At 66.4% G+C, this 17,777-nt stretch carries 19 protein-coding genes; 10 read left to right on the top strand and 9 right to left on the bottom strand.

What is annotated here, in order from left to right:
• Positions 1-1,929 carry a flavin-containing monooxygenase gene (locus A7G45_RS15945; RefSeq protein WP_260938539.1) on the bottom strand — a complete coding sequence of 643 codons (1,929 nt, stop codon included), beginning with the start codon at positions 1,927-1,929 and terminating at the stop codon, positions 1-3.
• A gap of 81 nt (positions 1,930-2,010) precedes the next feature.
• Between A7G45_RS15945 and A7G45_RS15940 the strand changes: the two genes are divergently transcribed.
• Positions 2,011-3,294, top strand: coding sequence for a cytochrome P450 (locus A7G45_RS15940; protein WP_260938538.1), 1,284 nt, complete (start codon positions 2,011-2,013; stop codon positions 3,292-3,294).
• 1 nt (position 3,295) lies between these two features.
• Here the strand turns inward: A7G45_RS15940 and A7G45_RS15935 are convergent, their stop codons facing one another.
• A complete protein-coding gene (locus A7G45_RS15935; RefSeq protein WP_260938537.1) occupies positions 3,296-3,685 on the bottom strand; it encodes a cupredoxin domain-containing protein in 390 nt (129 codons plus the stop codon).
• Positions 3,682-4,590, bottom strand: coding sequence for a dienelactone hydrolase family protein (locus A7G45_RS15930; protein ID WP_260938536.1), 909 nt, complete (start codon positions 4,588-4,590; stop codon positions 3,682-3,684). The genes A7G45_RS15935 and A7G45_RS15930 overlap by 4 nt, the downstream gene beginning before the upstream one ends.
• A gap of 123 nt (positions 4,591-4,713) precedes the next feature.
• Here A7G45_RS15930 and A7G45_RS15925 point away from each other — a divergent pair, with 123 nt between their 5' ends.
• Both A7G45_RS15925 and A7G45_RS15920 read left to right on the top strand, forming a co-directional pair.
• Entirely contained in the window at positions 4,714-6,513 is a 1,800-nt protein-coding gene (locus tag A7G45_RS15925) for an N-acyl-D-amino-acid deacylase family protein (RefSeq protein WP_260938535.1), read from the top strand.
• Positions 6,503-6,946 carry a nuclear transport factor 2 family protein gene (locus tag A7G45_RS15920; protein WP_260938534.1) on the top strand — a complete coding sequence of 148 codons (444 nt, stop codon included), beginning with the start codon at positions 6,503-6,505 and terminating at the stop codon, positions 6,944-6,946. The genes A7G45_RS15925 and A7G45_RS15920 overlap by 11 nt, the downstream gene beginning before the upstream one ends.
• Positions 6,947-7,018: 72 nt before the next feature.
• Here A7G45_RS15920 and A7G45_RS15915 read toward each other — a convergent pair whose 3' ends face one another.
• A complete protein-coding gene (locus tag A7G45_RS15915; protein ID WP_043392181.1) occupies positions 7,019-7,501 on the bottom strand; it encodes a carboxymuconolactone decarboxylase family protein in 483 nt (160 codons plus the stop codon).
• Between the two features lie 115 nt (positions 7,502-7,616).
• Positions 7,617-8,096 carry a bacterioferritin gene (gene bfr / locus A7G45_RS15910; protein WP_133760614.1) on the bottom strand — a complete coding sequence of 160 codons (480 nt, stop codon included), beginning with the start codon at positions 8,094-8,096 and terminating at the stop codon, positions 7,617-7,619.
• Positions 8,097-8,366: 270 nt separating this feature from the next.
• On the opposite strand from bfr, the gene A7G45_RS15905 reads away from it, so the two are divergent.
• Positions 8,367-9,014, top strand: a complete 648-nt coding sequence (locus A7G45_RS15905; protein ID WP_260938533.1) for a fatty-acid--CoA ligase — start codon at positions 8,367-8,369, stop codon at positions 9,012-9,014.
• Positions 9,014-9,202: a (2Fe-2S)-binding protein gene (locus A7G45_RS15900; protein ID WP_043392187.1), complete on the top strand. Its 189-nt coding sequence runs from the start codon at positions 9,014-9,016 to the stop codon at positions 9,200-9,202. Before A7G45_RS15905 ends, A7G45_RS15900 begins: the two co-directional genes overlap by 1 nt.
• A gap of 12 nt (positions 9,203-9,214) precedes the next feature.
• Here A7G45_RS15900 and A7G45_RS15895 read toward each other — a convergent pair whose 3' ends face one another.
• From A7G45_RS15895 to A7G45_RS15885, 3 genes are read right to left on the bottom strand one after another with little or no spacing between them, the layout of a single operon-like run.
• A complete protein-coding gene (locus tag A7G45_RS15895) occupies positions 9,215-9,985 on the bottom strand; it encodes an enoyl-CoA hydratase/isomerase family protein (protein WP_260938532.1) in 771 nt (256 codons plus the stop codon).
• Complete coding sequence (locus A7G45_RS15890) at positions 9,982-10,689, bottom strand: EthD domain-containing protein (RefSeq protein ID WP_043987036.1); 708 nt, start codon at positions 10,687-10,689, stop codon at positions 9,982-9,984. The genes A7G45_RS15895 and A7G45_RS15890 overlap by 4 nt, the downstream gene beginning before the upstream one ends.
• An 11-nt stretch (positions 10,690-10,700) precedes the next feature.
• Positions 10,701-11,324, bottom strand: coding sequence for a PaaI family thioesterase (locus A7G45_RS15885; protein ID WP_260938531.1), 624 nt, complete (start codon positions 11,322-11,324; stop codon positions 10,701-10,703).
• 505 nt (positions 11,325-11,829) lie between these two features.
• On the opposite strand from A7G45_RS15885, the gene A7G45_RS15880 reads away from it, so the two are divergent.
• The 5 genes from A7G45_RS15880 to A7G45_RS15860 all read left to right on the top strand — a co-directional run bounded on the left by A7G45_RS15880 (position 11,830) and on the right by A7G45_RS15860 (position 16,756).
• Positions 11,830-12,522 carry a LuxR C-terminal-related transcriptional regulator gene (locus A7G45_RS15880; protein ID WP_260938530.1) on the top strand — a complete coding sequence of 231 codons (693 nt, stop codon included), beginning with the start codon at positions 11,830-11,832 and terminating at the stop codon, positions 12,520-12,522.
• 18 nt (positions 12,523-12,540) lie between these two features.
• Positions 12,541-13,020, top strand: a complete 480-nt coding sequence (locus A7G45_RS15875; RefSeq protein WP_260938529.1) for a nucleoside deaminase — start codon at positions 12,541-12,543, stop codon at positions 13,018-13,020.
• A 175-nt stretch (positions 13,021-13,195) separates the two neighbouring features.
• Positions 13,196-13,894 (top strand): VC0807 family protein, encoded by a 699-nt coding sequence (locus A7G45_RS15870; protein ID WP_260938528.1) that lies wholly within the window; start codon positions 13,196-13,198, stop codon positions 13,892-13,894.
• A 29-nt stretch (positions 13,895-13,923) separates the two neighbouring features.
• A complete protein-coding gene (gene lon / locus A7G45_RS15865; protein ID WP_260938527.1) occupies positions 13,924-16,281 on the top strand; it encodes an endopeptidase La in 2,358 nt (785 codons plus the stop codon).
• A gap of 85 nt (positions 16,282-16,366) precedes the next feature.
• Positions 16,367-16,756: a nitroreductase family deazaflavin-dependent oxidoreductase gene (locus A7G45_RS15860; RefSeq protein WP_260938526.1), complete on the top strand. Its 390-nt coding sequence runs from the start codon at positions 16,367-16,369 to the stop codon at positions 16,754-16,756.
• Positions 16,757-16,759: 3 nt separating this feature from the next.
• Here A7G45_RS15860 and A7G45_RS15855 read toward each other — a convergent pair whose 3' ends face one another.
• Positions 16,760-17,776 (bottom strand): ABC transporter ATP-binding protein, encoded by a 1,017-nt coding sequence (locus A7G45_RS15855; protein ID WP_260938525.1) that lies wholly within the window; start codon positions 17,774-17,776, stop codon positions 16,760-16,762.
• Between the last annotated feature and the right edge of the window lies 1 nt (position 17,777).

The raw sequence follows: 17,777 nt of genomic DNA, 5'->3' as shown, positions 1-17,777 counted from the left end.
TCACCCGAAGGTGTAGTCCTCCGGGTCGGCATTTCGCGTCCAGGTCCAGTAGTCGACCAGGCGCCACGGGCTGAGCGTGTAGATGTCGCCGTCGGCGTTCTTGTAGAACGAATGCCGGACGGACGGCTGCGACCACACCATGGTCCGCATCTCGGCCTGGCTGCGCTGCACCCAGTCGTCCAGCCGCTCGGGCCGCGGTTCCATCCAGTTCCCGTGGCCGGTCAACAACAGGTCCAAACATTCTGAGATGTAACGCATCTGGCATTCCGAATGGAAGATCAGGCTGCCGCCACTGGCGAGATTGGTGCCGGGCCCGTACATACAGAAGAAGTTCGGGAATCCCGGGACGGTGATGCCGAGATACGCGGTCGGCCTCTCACCCCACTGCTCGCCCAGCACACGGCCGTCGCGGCCGACGATGGTCATGGGCCACAGCACCTTTCCGGCGTGAAAGCCGGTGGCGTAGACGATCACATCAGCGGGATGCCGCCGATCGTCGGCCGTCACGACGGCGTCGCGTTCGATACGTGCGATGGGCGTCCGGATCAGCTCGACGTGATCCTGCGTGAGCGTCTGGAGCCAGCTGCCGTTGTCCTGCAACGTCCGTTTGCCGGTCGCCGGGTAGTCCGGGATGACCTTGGCCAGCAGGTCCGGGTTGTCACCGATCTGCCCTTTGATCCACTCGGTGAACATGATTCGCGTGACGTCGTTGATCTCGCTGACCGCGCGTTGCTGATCGGGATAGTCCGGATCGACGCGGGCCGCGGCCAGGCCCTTGTCGCAACCGGGCCAGAACAGCAGGAAGCGGTACCAGCGGCCGTAGAACGGCAGGTGCTTGAGCGCCCATTTGACGCCGTCTCCGACCATCGCATGATAGTTGGGGTTGGGGAACATCCACTGCGCGGTTCGCTGAAAGATGTTGAGCGAAGCAACGTTTCCAGAGATCGACGGCGCGATCTGGAACCCGCTGGCACCGGCGCCGACCATCGCGACGTGCTTGCCGGTGAGGTCGACATCGTGATCCCACTCCGCCGAATGGAACGACGGACCGTCGAAGTCGTCCTGCCCCGAGATCGACGGCAGGTGAGGACGATTGAGTTGCCCGACGGCGCTGATCGCCGCCCGTGCCGACACCGTCTCGGCCGTCCCGTCCGGCGTGCGCACCACCACCTGCCATGTCGCGGTCGCCTCGTCCCACGTCGCGCCGGTGACCTCGGTTTCGAACCGGACGTGTGGGCGGATTCCGTACTTGTCCAGGATGCGTTCGAAATAGGCCTGCAGTTCAGGTTGTTCGGCGAAGAACTGCGTCCAGTGGTCGCTGGGTTCAAAGCTGTAGCAGTAGAAGTGATTTCCCACATCGACCCGGGCGCCGGGATAGCTGTTGCGCCACCAGGTGCCGCCGACACCGGCACCGCGTTCGATGATGGTGAACGGAATCCCCGCCTCTTTCAAGCGGATACCGGCGAGCAGTCCGGATTCGCCGCAGCCGATGACAAGCACCGGAAAATCCGCGGCCGATTCAGCGTCACGGCCGGCCGCACCGGCCCGCACATCCCGCCCGTCGAGCTCCATCTCCTCCAGCACCATCGGCACGTACTCGTCGGGCACCGGTTCGCAGACCAGCCACTCCATCATCTCCTTGAGCAGCTCGGCGCCGATGGGCTCCGGCTCCGGGCAGCCGCGGTCGCGGTAGTCGGCGATCACCTTCAGGGCCAGGGTGCGAACCGCTGCCTTGTCGTCCTCGGACATGTAGCCCTGGACCTCGTTGAGGAACAGTCCGGCAGGGCGCAGCGCACCGCGGATCAGCTCGGGATCACCGGACATGTGTACCAGCGAGAGCATCAGTGTGGGGATGCTGACGTCCATCAGGGCACGGGCGATGTCCTCGTCGGAGGTCGTAAATGGTTGTCCTGCATGTGGGTTACGCACCACAAGGAACTACCACGTTCCGCTGATTCTTCGCAGCCGATTCTGCCGCGGTACTGCCCGACCGGGCCTTACAGTCCGAAGATGGCCATTGCTTTACTCGACAACGGCGCACCGCCGCAGGACCTCGCACTGTCCGACATCGACCTGAGTTCGATCAAGTTCTGGGGCCGCCGCGACGGGTTCCGCGACGGTGCGTTCGCCACACTGCGCCGCGAAGCGCCCATCTCCTTCCACGCCGAACTCACCCAGGAGGGGTTCGAACCCGGCCCCGGACACTGGGCGTTGACGCGCTACGACGACGTCTTCTTCGCCAGTCGCCACCCGCACATCTTCAGCTCCGCGGACGGCATCACGATCCCCGAGCAGACATCCGAACTGGCCGAGTATTTCGGCTCGATGATCGTGATGGACGACCCGCGGCACACCCGGCTGCGCAACATCGTGCGCAGCGCGTTCACCCCGAAAGTGGTGGCGCGGACGGAGGAGTCGGTGCGCCACCGCGCGCGCAGCCTGGTCGAGTCCATGATCGAACGCCACCCGGATGGCCACGGCGACATCGTGGCCGACCTGGCCGGTCCCCTGCCGCTGCAGATCATCTGCGACATGATGGGCATTCCGGAGCAGGATCACGAACGGATCTTCCACTGGACCAACATCATTCTCGGCTTCGGCGATCCCGACCTGACCACCGATTACGAGGAGTTCTTCCGGTGCGCCATGGACATCGGCGGGTACGCCACCGCCCTGGCCGATGATCGCCGCGTCAACCCCCACGACGACCTGACCACTGCCCTGGTGCAGGCCGAGGTCGACGGCGAACGGCTGACGTCGAGCGAGGTGGCGTCGTTCTTCATCCTGCTGGTGGTCGCGGGCAACGAGACCACGCGTAACGCGATCAGCCACGGGGTGCTGACGCTCAGCCGGTTCCCCGAGCAGCGCGATCAGTGGTGGGCCGACTACGACGCGGTGGCACCCACGGCCGTCGAGGAGATCATCCGCTGGGCCTCCCCCGTGGTCTACATGCGCCGGACCCTGACCCAGGACTTCGAGCTGAGCGGCGTGAAAATGGAAGCCGGGCAGAAGGTTACGTTGTGGTACGGCTCAGCCAACCGGGACGAGGCGAAATTCGACCGGCCGTGGCTGTTCGATGTGCACCGGAATCCCAACCCGCACCTGGGCTTTGGCGGCGGTGGCGCACGCTTCTGCCTGGGCGCGAACCTGGCCCGCCGCGAGATCGCGGTCGCGTTCGAAGAGATCCACCGCCGCGTGCCGGACCTGACCGCCACCGACGAGCCCGACCGGCTGTGGTCGCAGTTCATCCACGGCATCAAGCGCCTGCCGGTCAGTTGGACGCCTCCCCGCTGATCTACTGGACGATCAGCACACCGACCATCCCGGGGTGGTACACGCAGTAGTAGGGGTACCGTCCCGGCGTCGTGGGCGCGGCAAAGGTGGCCTGCGCGTTGCCGCCGACCTTGACGTCGAACTGCCCCTTGACCTTTGACGTCACCGTATGTGCGACGTCGTCGCTGTTCAGGACGGTGATCTGCGCGCCGGGCGGCACGGTGAGCGGGTCGCCGAAGTTGAGCGCGGTGATGGTGATCGCCGGACCCTCTACCGGGCCGGTCATCGGCGCGCCTCTGGTCGACGGGGCGCTGTTCGGTGCCGGCGTCGGCGCCCCACACCCGGCGGCCGCCCCGGTCACCAGCGTCAGCGCCACGACCGCCACCGCCGCCGGTAACCGTGCCGTCCTCATGACAGGTACCTCTCCATCCAGGACTGCGTCTGCTTCCAGGCATCGGCGGCCGCCGCGGCGTTGTACCGCGGACCCGAGTCGTTGAAGAAGGCATGATCGGCGTCGGGCTCCACGACGATCTGATGAACCATGCCGGCCTGCTCCAGTGCGGCTGCCGCGGCGTCTTTGCCGGCCGTCACCCGTTCGTCCTTCGCGCCGTAAAAGGCCAGCACCGCAGCCTGTTTCGAGCCGGCGAAGTCGTGCGGATCCGGCAACGGCCCGTAGAACGGCAACGCCGCCGCCAGCCGCGGCTCGCCGGCGGCCAGGAGCTGCCAGGTGAGGCCGCCGCCGAAGCAGAAGCCGATCATCGCGAGTTTCATGCCGGGCGCCCGGCGCTGCAGTTCGTCGAGCCCGGAACGCAGGTCGGCGATGAACTGGTCCGGCGGAATCTTGCCGAGTGCCGCGGTCGCCTCGGCGGGGTCCTTGAACGCCGCGGTGCCGCCCTGCGCCGACAGCAGATCGATACCCAGCGCCGAGTACCCGCTGCCGCCGAAGCGGCCGACGACCGACCGCACCCAGTCATTGAGGCCCTTGTTCTCGTGGACCACCAGCACCGCGCCGCGGGGCTGGGCGGCTGCGGCCCACGACCCCTGCATCTTGCCGTCGGCCCAGGTGATCGGTGCGGGCTGGACGGCGTTCTCCATGCCAGGCGGCGGCCCGGGCTCGATCGACGCCGCTGCGGACGTCTTCGATGTCGTCGACGCTGTCGGCCCTCGACTCTCGCCGCACGCGGCGATCAATGCGGTCGCGGCGGCGGTGCCCACGCCCAACAGGGCGAGCCGGCGCAGGGCTTCGCGGCGGAACAGCAACCCGTCGACGTGATCGGTGGCGATTTCCTCGGCGATGTACCGCTGCAAGGGGGTCACCCGAGCCAGTATCCGCCCTGATCCTGAGCGTCGTCCCAGGTTTCCCCAGGACGAGTAGACATTTTCAAGAAAGTGTTCACTTTTTCATTGACATGGGCCTGACCGGCACGCTTCTATAGTTAGGTGACCTCTGCAACGACGTTCGACACGATCATCCGCAACGGCCGTTGGTTCGACGGAACCGGCGCGCCTTCTGCCGTCCGGGACATCGGAATCCGCGACGGGCATGTCGTGGCGATCGGCGCAGATCTGGATGACACCGGATGCGCGAACGTCGTCGACGCCACCGGCAAATGGGTGACACCCGGCCTGCTGGACATCCACACGCACTACGACGTCGAGGTGCTGGGCGGCCCCGGCCTGGCCGAGTCACTGCGGCACGGCGTGACCACCGTGATGCTGGGCTCGTGCTCACTCTCGACGGTGCACGTCGGCGGCGAAGACGCCGGTGACCTGTTCGGCCGGGTCGAGGCCATCCCGCGCGATCACGTCATCGCCGCCGTCGACGACAACAAGACCTGGGACACCGCAGAGGGTTACGTCACCGCGCTCGAGGACCGGCCCCTCGGCCCGAACGTCGCCGCGTTCATCGGCCACTCCGACATGCGCACCGCCGTCATGGGTCTGGACCGCGCCACCCGCAAAGACGTCCGCCCGACCCGAAGCGAGCAGGCCGAGATGGAGCAGATGCTCGCGGCAGCACTGCAAGCCGGGTTCGTCGGATTGTCTTCGCAGCAACTGCTTTTCGACAAGATCGACGGCGACACCTGCCGGTCCCGCACGCTGCCCTCCACCTACGCCAAGGCGCGCGAGCTGCGCCGGCTCAAGACGCAGCTGCGTCGCTCGGGTCGAATCCTGCAGTCGGGCCCGGATCTGGAGAACCCACTGAACCTGTTGTCTCAGTTGGCCCAGTCGCTCGGCCTGTTCCGCGAGAACCTCAAGACCAGCCTGCTGTCGGCGGCCGACATCAAGGCCAACCCCTACGCCATCACCATCATGGGGCCGGTGGCCCGGCTGGTGAACAAGCTCGGCGGCAACTTCCGGTGGCAGCACCTGCCGGTACCCTTCGAGGTGTACGCCGACGGCATCGACCTGGTGGTGTTCGAGGAATTCGGTTCCGGCGCAGCGGCTCTGCACCTGCGCGACGAGGTCGAGCGCAATGATCTGATGCGCGATGACGAGTACCGCCGTCAGTTCCGCAAGGACTACGAGAACAAGTTCGGCGTCCGGGTCTGGCACCGCGACTTCTTCGACGCCGAGATCGTCGGCTGCCCCGACGAGTCCCTGGTCGGCAAGACCTTCGGCCAGGTCGGCGTCGACCGCGGACTGCATCCGGTGGATGCCTTCCTGGATCTGGTGCTCGAATACGGCCGCGAAGTACGTTGGCGCACCACGATTTCCAACCATCGCCCCGAGGTGCTCAAGAAGCTGGCCCGCGATCCCGGCATCCAGCTGGGCTTCTCCGATGCCGGCGCGCACCTGCGGAACATGGCGTTCTACAACATGGGTCTGCGCCTGCTGCGCCACGTGCGCGATGCCGAGCGCGCCGGCACCCCCTTCCTGACCGTCGAGCAGGCCGTGCACCGGCTGACCGGTGAACTCGCAGACTGGTACCGCCTCGATGCCGGACACCTGCGGGTCGGAGACCGGGCCGACCTGGTCGTCATCGACCCGGAGCGCCTGGACGATTCGCTCGACGCGTACGCCGAAGACCCCGTCGAGCAGTACGGCGGCCTCTCCCGCATGGTCAACCGCAACGACGCGGCCGTCCCCGCGGTGTTCGTCAGCGGGCAACAGGTGGTACGCGACGGCGTGCCGACCGATCTGGTCGGCGCCACCCGCACCGGCCGATTCCTGCGGTTCGCCCGTCAGACCCCAGCTCTGCCCATCGCCAAGGAAGGTGAGTTCGCCAGTGTCGGTTGAGGATACGGTCCACGGTTTGTGGCAGGCGCTGTCAGCGCGGGATTGGGAGCGGCTGAAGGACTTCGTGTCCGACGACTGCATCTACCTGGACATGCCGGTCGGCCCGGCCGCCGCCGCGCGCGGGCCGGAGGACATCGTCAAACGCCTGAAGATCGGGCTGGAGCCGCTGGCCTCATACGAGAACTTCGACGGTCTGCTGCTGACCGACGGCGCCGACGCCATGTACGAGCATCACGAGGAATGGCATTGGGAGACCGGGGAATCCGCGGTGCTCAAGTTCGTCACCGTGCACCGCGTCGAGAACGGCAAGGTGACGCTGTGGAAGGACTACTGGGACATGGGCGCGCTGTCGAACTTCGCCCCGCCGTCCTGGCTGGAGAACTTCGCCACCGCTGACATGTCGTGGATCTTCGACGCGACAGACTTGGTCTAGTACGCCGAATGGCCAGTTGCGACACGAAATTCCGAGAATTGCGTGCTGCAACTGGCCAGTGGGCGGGACTCCTCAGAGGGTGATCTTGCAGGCCTGACCGATGTCGAGGGTGCGCAGCATGCGGCCCATGCCGAGCCACATGGCACACGACAGCGCCAGGTCGGTCAGCAGCTCGTCGCTGAAATGTTCTGCGGCGCGGGCCCAGAAGTCCTCGTCGTCACGCAGCCCGGTGTGGTCGGACGCGAAGCGGTAGGCGAACTCGGCGGCGATGCGCTCCTGCTCGGAGTAGCCCGGCCAGGTCTGCCACACGCCGGCATGGTTGTAGAGGTCTTCGTCGACACCGGCCGCCTCGGCGGCCGAATCGCGGGTGTTCTGGCACACGACGCACTCGTTGTCGAGTGCGATGACCACACGGGCCAGCTCACGAACCCGTAATGGCAAGCGCCCCTTGGTGTAGACGGCGTTGGTAAAACCCGCCATGGCCGTGCCGATGTCGGGCGACTTGAGCACCCAGGCGGTCACGTCTTCGTCGGTGAAATCTCCGATTCGGCTCACTTTTCGAACGCTACGCCAAAACTGAAACAAGTTCTAGTTTTTTGTGCGATGAATCCGGCGCACCAACGACAACGGCCCCGCCCGAGGAGGGCGGGGCCGTGATCGCGGGTATCGGCTACGACGGCGGACGCGACACGCATTGTGCCGCGTAGAGCTGCTCGCCGAGCTTGTCCATCAACTCCAACTGCGTTTCCAGGTAGTCGATGTGACCTTCCTCGTCGGCGAGGATCGCCTCGAAGATGTTCGCGCTGGTGGCGTCGCCCTTCTCGCGGCACAGGATGATGCCTGGCTTCAACCGGGTGACCACCTCGTACTCGATGGCCAGGTCGGCCTCGAACTGCTCGCGCAGGGTCTGGCCTACGCGCAGCGAGAACAACCGCTGGTAATTGGGCAGCCCATCCAGCAGCAGAATGCGATCGGTGAGGGTTTCCGCGTGGTGCATTTCCTCGATCGACTCTTCACGGGTGTGCTTGGCCAATTCCGTGAAGCCCCAATTGTCCTGCATTTTCGAATGCAGAAAGTATTGGTTGATCGCGGTGAGCTCACTGGTCAATTGCTCGTTGAGCAACTTGAGGATTTCGGGGTCGCCTTGCATTTCGGCTCCTTTAAACACCATCGGGCTGGGTCAAGTGTCACTGGCGCGGAACAACAACGTGCCTCTGCCAAACGTAGTCCAGCGGCCCTCGGTGGGCGACCGGATCGGCCCGTGTTTCCCGCCCGATTTCACCCCGGATGGCCGGTTTCGAGATCGGCGACTTCATTGCTGGCCAGCAGCTATGGACTGGCTGCCCTAAGTAAGGTTAGACTGCACTAACCACCGCGGCGTCCGTCCGCGGTCCCGAGCGACCCAGAATGGCAGGACCCGATGAGCGAGCAGCCGTTGCACTCGCTCATTCTTGCCGCTGATTATCGCGTCGATGATGTGGAAGCGATGTGGGAGCGGCTGAAATCGCACCGCTCAATTCTGACTGACCTGTCCGCACACCATGTCGTCGTGTATTCATCGCTCTGGGAACCGGGACGCGTATTGGCGACCGTCGGTATCCACAATGCGAATTCGGTACGCGAAGTATTGCGTTCGCCGGCCATATTCGAATTCTTCGACGCCTCCGGCGTGGACGACATTCCCGCGATTTTCGCCGGTGAGGTGGTCGAGAAGATCGATCTGGCCGAACCACCACCGGGCGAGCACGCCGTCGCGTCCGTCGTCGTCGGTGTCGTCACCGCGGTCGAGGACGTGCCCGCCCTGATGGACAAGGTGCACGACGCCGCCGGACGGTTCCGGGAAGCCGGCGTGTGCAAGGTCTGGGTGTACCGGGCCTTCGACGACGGCCACGAGGTGCTGATCCTGCAGCAGATCGAGAGCGAAGCCGCCGCCCGCCGCTGGATCGATCACCCCGATGCCGCCGCCGAGTGGATGTCCGCCGCTGGATTCGGCGTCTATCCATCGGTTTTCGTCGGCACCCTGGCCCACATCACGTCTATCGACGCCGCCGACGAGGCGGCCGACTGATGTTCGTCTGTCTGTGTACCGGAGTGACCAGCCAGGTCGTCACCGAACTGGTTGCCGGTGGCGCGACCACGTCGAAGCAGATCGCCGAGAAATGCGGCGCCGGCCTGGACTGCGGCCGCTGCCGCCGCACCGTGCGGGCCATCATCGAATCGGCTCGCACCGACTGCCCGGTACACAAAGCCGGCTAGGGCGGGCGGCCGCTAGCCCTTTCGCCCCACGAACGCGCTCAACGCATCGGCGTTGGCGGAACCACCCAGCAACTCGGCGAACTGACCGGACTCGCGCTGCGTCGCCGCGACAATCGCCGCACGCGTCGGCTCGACCATCGCATGTTTGACGGCCATCAGACTCGAAAGCGGCCGCGAGGCAATGATTTCCGCGTGGCGGCGCGCCTCCGGCAGCAGGTCGTCCGGTTCGCAGACCCGCCACACCAGACCCATGCGCAGGGCTTCGTCGGCACTCACCCACTCCGAGGACAACAGCAGCCAGGCGGCGTTCTGCCGTCCCATCAATCGCGGCAGCAGGTACGACGACGCCGCCTCCGACGCCACCCCCAGACTGGTGAACGGGCATTTGAGCCGCGCGGTCGTCGACATGAACGCCAGATCGGCATAGCCGAGGATGGTGGTGCCGATACCCAGCCCGACCCCGTTCACCGCGCAGATCAACGGTTTGGGGAATGCCGTCAGCGCCTCGATCAGACCGGGAAAGCCGTACTCCCCCATCTGATATTCGGGGTTGGTGACCATCGCCTGCATCTCGACGAGGTCATTGCCGGCGCTGAAAGCCCGCCCGGCGCCGGTGAGCAGCACGACGGAGACGTCCGGATCGGCCGCGGCTTCCTTCAATGCGATCGTGGTGGCGTCGTACAGCGCCTCGCTGAACGCGTTGAGTGCGTCGGGCCGGTTCAGGGTCAGGGTGCGGACCCGGTTGGTGTCGTCGATCCGAACGAGCGCGGCGGGGTCGGTCACAGCTTGTCTCCAAACGGGTTTCGCATGACGTAGCGACTGGTGGGCACGGTGTCCACGTTGACGTTGGCGCCGAAGGCCGACGTGCTGGCGGTCATCTTGGCTGCGCGGTCGGCCAGGTCGGCGTCGTCGGCAGCGCCGAAGAATGCATGCAGGCTCGCGGTCGCCTCGATGGGGAACAACTCCTCGACGATGGCGCCGAGTTGCGGGGCGTCGGGCGTCAGCGAACGGACCACGGCGTTTTGCGTGTAGCCGAACGTGGATTGCGTGTCGATGGCGATCTGCGTGTGGTCAATATGCCAGCGGCGGAACCACTCTCGTTCATCCATCCCGTCCGGGCGGCGCAGCAGCGCGACGTTCGCCAAGCCCGTGGTGCGCTCGCCGAGAACGATAGCCGGGCCGGCCATCGGAACCGATTCGGTGACCAGATATGCGGCCAGCTCGGTGCATTCGGCGCGCAGTCGTTCCAGTACCGCGGTCATCTGCGCGCCGTAGTACTGCTGCGTCCACACGCTGAGCACAGCGACGACCGGCGGGTCGAGCGTGGTCAGCAACATCAGAGAGTCCCGCACCGCAACGTCTTTCACGTTGACCGCCAACCCGGGCACACCCAGCGCCAGCAACTCGTCGGCGACCTCGGTGCGCAGGCGTTCGCACCAGGCGTCGTCCGCGGTGTCACGCCGCAGCGTGACCATGACCTTCTCCATCGAATCTCCCGTCAGTCCCGCGCCCAGCGCGGAGTGATGAACACGCCCTCGGCCTCGACCGTGATGCCCTCGGCATCGGAGATGTGCCCGACGGCATAGGTCTTGACGCCCTCGGTTCGGACGATGCGGGCCTCGGTATGCAGATCCCCGAGGCGCGTCATGCGCCGGTAGCGCATCGAGAGCGTGCCGGTCAGCCGCGGCCGGCCAGGCAAGCTCGCGCCCTCGCCGAGCACATGGTCGAGAATCATGGCCGACACCCCGCCGTGCACGTGGCCCGGCGGACCTTCGTACGCGGCACCCAGATGGAAGTCGGCCGACACACTGCCGTCCTCGGCCCGAATCAGGACCACCGGCGGGGCGATCGGATTGCGCACGCCGATCACCGCGTTACCCCACGGCATTTCACTGCCTTGCGCTCCGAATCGGATACCGAACGAGCCCTCGAGCTGGTCGGCGCGCAACTGGGCGGTCGCGGCGTCGATCTCGGCCTTGACCGCCGCGACGGTGTCGGCACCGGTCTCCGTGCGGATGGTGGCATCGATCAGCTCGCGCACAGACTGCGTCAAGGGTTCGTAGATGGCCCGCATCCGCGCCACCTCGTCGGCGCTCAGCTTCTGCAATGTGTCGTCGAGCACCCTTGAACTAGAACACGTTCTAATCAGGCTGTCGAGGTTGGGGTCCCATTGCCTGCGCGCCAACAGATTTCGGACGACCAAGGCGGATCCCCGCGGGGCATGACGCCAAGCCGGCCCCGGCGTCGCCAGCTACCGGACAAGTTGCCAGCAGCAAATGCCATTACGGCATCAGCGAACTGATTTTAGTGGGACCGGCGGTCCACCCGGTCAAGCGTGCCGACCGACGACGTTGGTCGGTGGACATGCCACGGTGGAACTATCCCGCCGGGCGACATAGAGCCCGCCTACCTGCCAATTAGAGAGTTTGCCTACCACATCGTCAAATAGCGGCGGGGCAAATTTGCCAAACATTCGTACCTTTCGGCGGAATACTGTACTTCGGCATACCTGCGGATTAGAGTCTCAACACAGGCGCCGTCGTCGCGCATTCAGCAAATCCTGATGGGCAACACGGCAATGCGATCCCGAATACTGCGGGGATCCGGTTGTTAAGGAGTTCAGGCCGATGCGGATCGATGTGTTCGCCGGATGTCAGGTCTCGCGGGTAACCGTCGTGGATTCATACGAGGTTGTCTATGCGGGCGTCGCGGCCTGGCTCCGCGAGGACGCCGCACTCTGCGGGACCACCACGGCCAGCTACACCGATGCCGGGCAGTTCCTGCGTAGTCACCCGATTCGCGAAGACGATCCCGAATGCGATGCGGAGGTGGTGTTGCTCGGACTGCACGCGGACGAAGCGACGGGTCTGGCCGGCGTCCGCGAACTCGCCAACCGCGGTTTCAACGTCGTGGTGTACTCCCATCTCACGGACCGCGACGTGATCCGCACCGCGATCGACTCCGGCGCCATGACCTACCTGACGCAGACCGAGGGCCGGGAGCACCTCATCAAAGCCATCCGAGCCGCCGTCACCCCGTTCCCATACCTGGGGCCGAGCATGGTGGCCGCCCTGGATGACCGGGATATCTGCCTGCGCCCGGTGCTGGCGCCGCGGGAGCAGGAGGTACTGCTGGCGTGGTTCCGGACGGACAGCAAAGAACTCGTCGCCCAGCAGCTGTTCCTGGCGCCCAGTACCGTGCGCACGCACCTGCAGCGCATCCGCGCCAAGTACATCGCCGCCGGCCGCCCGGCCGGTACCAAGGCCGCCCTGGTCGCACGTGCCATCCAGGATCGGATCATCAGCATCGACGATCTGTGACTCCGTAAACTTCACCCCATGACCGTCACCGCCGATGATCTGCGCCACCTGAACCGCTGCGTCGAGCTGGCCCGCGAGGCGCTGGCGGACGGTGACCAACCGTTCGGCTCGCTGCTGGTGGATGCCGACGGCGTCGTGGTCTTCGAGGACCGCAACCGCGTCTCCGGTGGCGACCAGACTCAGCATCCCGAGTTCGCGATAGCCCGTTGGGCCGCAACCAATCTCGATCCCGCCCAGCGGGCCGCCGCGGTGACGTACACCTCCGGCGAGCACTGCCCCATGTGCTCTGCCGCGCATGCCTGGGTGGGCCTGGGCCGCATCGTCTACGCGACGTCGTCGGAGCAACTGGGCGGCTGGCTCGGCGAGTGGGGCGTCGCGCCCTCCCCTGTTGCGGCACTGCCCATTTCCGTGGTCGCGCCCGGCGTCCCCATCGACGGCCCCGTCGATGAATTCGCCGGCCCCATGAAGGGGCTGTACGAAACGGCATTCCGCCGCTGACTCCCCTTCTGAGTCTCAACCGTTAGCCAACTGCGACGTCACTCTTCGGCATCGAGACGAGGAACCCGGCGCCCTGGGTGCTTCACTATTCACTACGGGAGCCTGCCGTTACCCCCGAGACGGCAGGCTCCCTGTTCTCTGCGATGTGCCAGATTCAGTGGCTACTGTCGGCGACGTGCCGGATTCAGTGCCAACAGTCGCCGCAGAGGCGGACGAGGCCACGCAACCACCATCGATGCGACCAATTCTTCGGGGCATCCTGCTCGATATCGCGCCACCGCTGTCCGCCTACTACGGGCTGCGGGCCGCCGGTGCATCGGAGTATGCCGCCCTGCTGACCGCAACCATCGTGGCCGGCATCAAGGTCGCGTATGACGCCATCCGGGCCAGACGCCTCGACCCCTTCGCCGGCTATCTGATGTTGAACTTCGGCCTGAGCCTGGCCGTCGGGCTGAGTACGTCGGACGCCCGGCTGCTGCTCGCCGGCACCACCCTGGTCGGCGGCATCGGCGGGCTGATCTTCCTCGGTAGCTGCGTGGTCGGCACACCCCTGACCCAGGTCATCGCCGAACGGGTCCAGACCGGTGAACAGGACACCGACCCGGCTGCGGTCGCCTACCGCCGGCGGGTGCAGATTCTGCTCTCAGCGATGTGGGGCGTCGGATTGATCATCGGGACCGGGGTGCAGGTGGCGATCATCTTCGCCACGTCGGTGGACGTCGCCAACGCTGTGACCACAGTGTTCTCGCTGGCCACCACTGCAGTGCTGTTGGCGGCGACGTTCGTCATCGGCACGCGGGCCCGGACCCGGTGGGCAGAGCGGGAGCAGCGGGTGCCGACGGAGGTGGAACAAATCGACGACCCCAAAGGTTGAGCGCAGGAGATTCAACTTTGGAGGTACGGATGTCTGACGCCACAACAGCACCCATCGCTGTTCCCGTCCTGTTTGTCACCGAGCCGATCGTCCTTCCGGGCATGGTCGTGCCCATCGAACTCGATGATGCGGCGCGCGCCGCGGTCGATGCGGCCCAGGCCGCTGCTGCCGCCGGCGAAGCCGGCAAGCTGCTCATCGCACCTCGCCTCGACGACCGCTACCCCACTCACGGTGTCCTGGCGTCGATCGTCCAGGTCGGCCGGGTGCCCGGCGGCGGCGCCGCGGCCGTCGTCCGCGGCGAGCGCCGCGCGCACATCGGTTCCGGCACCACCGGCCCGGGTAGCGCGCTGTGGGTCCTGGTCGATGAAGTTGACGAGCCTGAAGCCACCGACGAAACCCGAGCGCTGGCAGCCGAATACAAGAAGTTGCTGCTGGCAGTGCTGCAGCGCCGGGAGGCGTGGCAGATCGTCGACGCCGTCAACCAGATCAGTGAACCGTCGGCCCTGGCCGACACGGCCGGCTACGCGTCGTACCTGACCGACGTGCAGAAGCGCGAGCTCCTGGAGACCGCCGATGTGGGCGAACGGTTGCGGAGGCTGGTCGAGTGGACCGGCGAGCACCTGGCCGAGGTCGAGGTCAACGACAAGATCGCCGAAGACGTCCGCTCCGGAATGGACAAGCGGCAGAAGGAATTCCTGCTGCGCCAGCAGCTGGACGCCATCCGCAAGGAGCTGGGCGAGCTGGACGGTAGCGCCGGGACCGAAGACCCCGCGGACTACCGGACCCGGATCGAGGCGGCCGATCTACCCGAGAAGGTGCGGGAGGCGGCGCTGCGTGAGGTCGGCAAGCTGGAGCGGTCCAGCGAGCAGACCCCCGAGGGCGGCTGGATCCGCACGTGGCTGGACACGGTGCTGGACCTGCCGTGGCACGAACGCACCGAGGATTCGGCGGATCTGAAGGCTGCCAGGGAGATTCTGGACGCCGACCACCATGGACTGGACGACGTGAAAGACCGCATCGTCGAGTACCTGGCGGTGCGGGCCCGTCGCGCGCAGCGTGGCATGGCCGTCGTCGGCGGCCGGGGTTCGGGTGCGGTGATGGTGCTGGCCGGCCCGCCCGGCGTCGGCAAGACGTCGCTCGGTGAGTCGGTGGCGCGTGCGCTGGGCCGCAAGTTCGTCCGCGTCGCCCTGGGCGGCGTGCGCGACGAGGCCGAGATCCGCGGGCACCGGCGTACCTACGTCGGCGCGCTGCCGGGCCGCATCGTGCGGGCAATCGGTGAGGCCGGGTCGATGAATCCCGTTGTGCTACTTGACGAGATCGACAAGGTGGGCTCCGACTACCGGGGCGATCCGGCGGCGGCGCTGCTGGAGGTGCTGGACCCGGCGCAGAACCACACGTTCCGGGATCACTACCTGGACCTGGATCTGGACCTGTCCGATGTGGTGTTCCTGGCGACGGCCAACGTCATCGAGAACATCCCGTCGGCGCTGCTGGACCGCATGGAGCTCGTCACCATCGACGGCTACACCGAGGACGACAAGGTCGCCATCGCCCGGGATTACCTGCTGCCCCGGCAGGCCGAACGGGCGGCGTTGACCACCGACGAGGTGACCGTGACGGACGCGGCGCTGCGCAAGATCGCCGCGGACTACACCCGTGAACCGGGTGTCCGGCAGTTCGAGCGACTGCTCGCGAAGGCACTGCGGAAGGTGACCACCAAGCTGGCCGCCGGTGTCGACGCGGTCACGGTCGACGAGCCGAATCTCGTCCAGTACCTGGGCCGTCCCCGGTTCATGCCGGAGTCGGCCGAGCGCACCGCGGTGCCCGGAGTGGCCACGGGCCTGGCCGTCACCGGCATGGGTGGCGACGTCCTGTACATCGAGGCGGGCTCGAACGACGGTGAACCGGGTCTGCAGTTGACCGGCCAGCTGGGCGACGTGATGAAGGAGTCGGCGCAGATCGCCCTGTCCTACGTGCGGTCGCATGCCGCCGAGCTCGGCGTCGACCCGGCCGCACTGGACCGCAGGATCCACGTACACGTGCCCGCGGGTGCGGTGCCCAAGGATGGTCCGTCTGCGGGCGTGACGATGGTGACCGCGCTGGTCTCCATGGCCACGGGACGTCAGGTTCGTTCCGACGTCGGGATGACGGGCGAGGTCACGCTGAACGGGCGGGTGCTGCCCATCGGCGGGGTCAAGCAGAAGCTGATGGCAGCCCAACGTGCCGGGCTGACAACAGTTTTCATCCCGTCGCGCAACGAGCCCGATCTGGACGACGTGCCGGCCGAGGTCTTGGACGCACTCGATGTGCGGCCCATGACCGACGTGGCCGACATCATCGCCCAGGCGCTGGAGCCGGCTGCCGAGGCTGCGACTGTCGCTGCCTGACAACTGGATAACGCGAGCAGACCCAAATGCTCCTGTTCACCTCACGGTGGTGGGACATTTGGGTCTGCTCGCGTTAGATGGGGACATGCCCAACTTCAACGAAGTGAAACGGCGCGTGGTCCACTCGGTCCAGCGCCGCCTCGTCAACCCTGTGGGCCGGCAACTGCCGGTGACCATGCTGGAGACCATCGGGCGCAAGTCCGGCGAACCCCGCAACACCGCGATCGGCGGCCGCGTCATCGACGGCGCCTTCTGGTTGGTCTCCGAGCACGGCGACCACGCTGACTTCGTCCGCAACATCAAGGCGAATCCCGCTGTGCGCGTACGTATCAACGGCGAATGGCACTCCGGCACGGCCCACCTGGTGCCTGACGACGACCCGGCCGCCCGGCTGCGGCTACTCCCCCAGCTGAACAGTGCCGTGGTGCGGGTGATGGGCACCGATCTGTTATCGGTGCGCGTCGACCTGGCTTGATTCTCAGGCGATGTCGGCCGACGGTGGCTCGTCGGCCAGGTGGATCGCGCGGTGCTCGATGAGTTCGTGGATGCGATCTGGGCCGAGCCGGGCCCGGAAATCCTTCACCGTGTAACCGACGACGACCCCGTCGGTGAGTGCGCGGACCGTCGCCGTGCGCGGAATCCCGAACAGCGGCCCGATCTCGCCGAAGTACTCGCCGGGTCCCGCGGTGAACAGCAGCATCGTCTCACCGTCGGGCATCTCGCGGGTGATCTCGAACCGGCCCTCCTTGACCACGTAGATCAGGTCCCCGATGGTGGTCTGCTCGAACACCAGGTCACCCGCGTCGAGCTCGAAGACCTCGGGCTCCCGCTCGGTGCCGGCGACGGTCGGGACGAGTTCGACCACCCGGTCCGCCAGCGGCAGCATGCGGCTGTCATGGGTGGCGACCACCACCACGCGGTCATCGGCCAGTTCACGGATGAGCCGCAGCACCTCCTCGACCTGGATGAAGTCCAGGTGCGCCGTCGGCTCGTCGGCCAGGATCAGCGGCGGATCCAGAGCGATGGCGCGCGCCACCGCGACGCGCTGCTGCTGTCCTCCCGACATGTCACCGGGGCGGTGCGTCATCCGGTGTGACAGACCAACTCGGTCGAGCAGTTCCGCGGCGCGCTGCCGCGATGCGCTGCGGCTCATGCCCGCGGCTCGCATCGGCACCATGACGTTCTCCGCGGCGGTCAGGCTGGGCACCAGGTTGAACGCCTGGAACACGATGCCGACGGTGTTGCGGCGGTAGTCGGTCAGCGCCTTGGGTCCGAGTGTGGTCACGTCGATACCGTCGAACAGGATCTGGCCCGACGTGGGCTTGAGGATCCCACCCATGCACGACAGCAACGTCGTCTTCCCACAACCGCTGGGCCCCAACAGGATCGCGAGAGATCCCGCCGACAGCTCCAGCTCGAAATTGTCGATAGGCCTGACCTTGTCGGCAGACTTGCCGTATTCCACCACCAGGTCACGAATCTGTAAGCCGCTCATG

Source organism: Mycolicibacterium llatzerense, from assembly GCF_025331195.1.
GTDB lineage: Bacteria > Actinomycetota > Actinomycetes > Mycobacteriales > Mycobacteriaceae > Mycobacterium > Mycobacterium llatzerense.
The sequence above is the reverse complement of the archived record's forward strand: the minus strand, read 5'-3'. Positions and strand labels throughout refer to the sequence as shown.

Bases quoted from the DNA above. Each gene is read 5' to 3' on its own strand.
- A7G45_RS15940 (WP_260938538.1), top strand. From the start codon at position 2,011: ATGGCCATTGCTTTACTCGACAACGGCGCACCGCCGCAGGACCTCGCA.
- A7G45_RS15935 (WP_260938537.1), bottom strand. From the start codon at position 3,685: ATGAGGACGGCACGGTTACCGGCGGCGGTGGCGGTCGTGGCGCTGACG.
- bfr (WP_133760614.1), bottom strand. From the start codon at position 8,096: ATGCAAGGCGACCCCGAAATCCTCAAGTTGCTCAACGAGCAATTGACC.
- A7G45_RS15905 (WP_260938533.1), top strand. From the start codon at position 8,367: ATGAGCGAGCAGCCGTTGCACTCGCTCATTCTTGCCGCTGATTATCGC.
- A7G45_RS15900 (WP_043392187.1), top strand. From the start codon at position 9,014: ATGTTCGTCTGTCTGTGTACCGGAGTGACCAGCCAGGTCGTCACCGAA.
- A7G45_RS15890 (WP_043987036.1), bottom strand. From the start codon at position 10,689: ATGGAGAAGGTCATGGTCACGCTGCGGCGTGACACCGCGGACGACGCC.
- A7G45_RS15880 (WP_260938530.1), top strand. From the start codon at position 11,830: ATGCGGATCGATGTGTTCGCCGGATGTCAGGTCTCGCGGGTAACCGTC.
- A7G45_RS15875 (WP_260938529.1), top strand. From the start codon at position 12,541: ATGACCGTCACCGCCGATGATCTGCGCCACCTGAACCGCTGCGTCGAG.
- lon (WP_260938527.1), top strand. From the start codon at position 13,924: ATGTCTGACGCCACAACAGCACCCATCGCTGTTCCCGTCCTGTTTGTC.
- A7G45_RS15860 (WP_260938526.1), top strand. From the start codon at position 16,367: ATGCCCAACTTCAACGAAGTGAAACGGCGCGTGGTCCACTCGGTCCAG.
- A7G45_RS15855 (WP_260938525.1), bottom strand. From the start codon at position 17,776: ATGAGCGGCTTACAGATTCGTGACCTGGTGGTGGAATACGGCAAGTCT.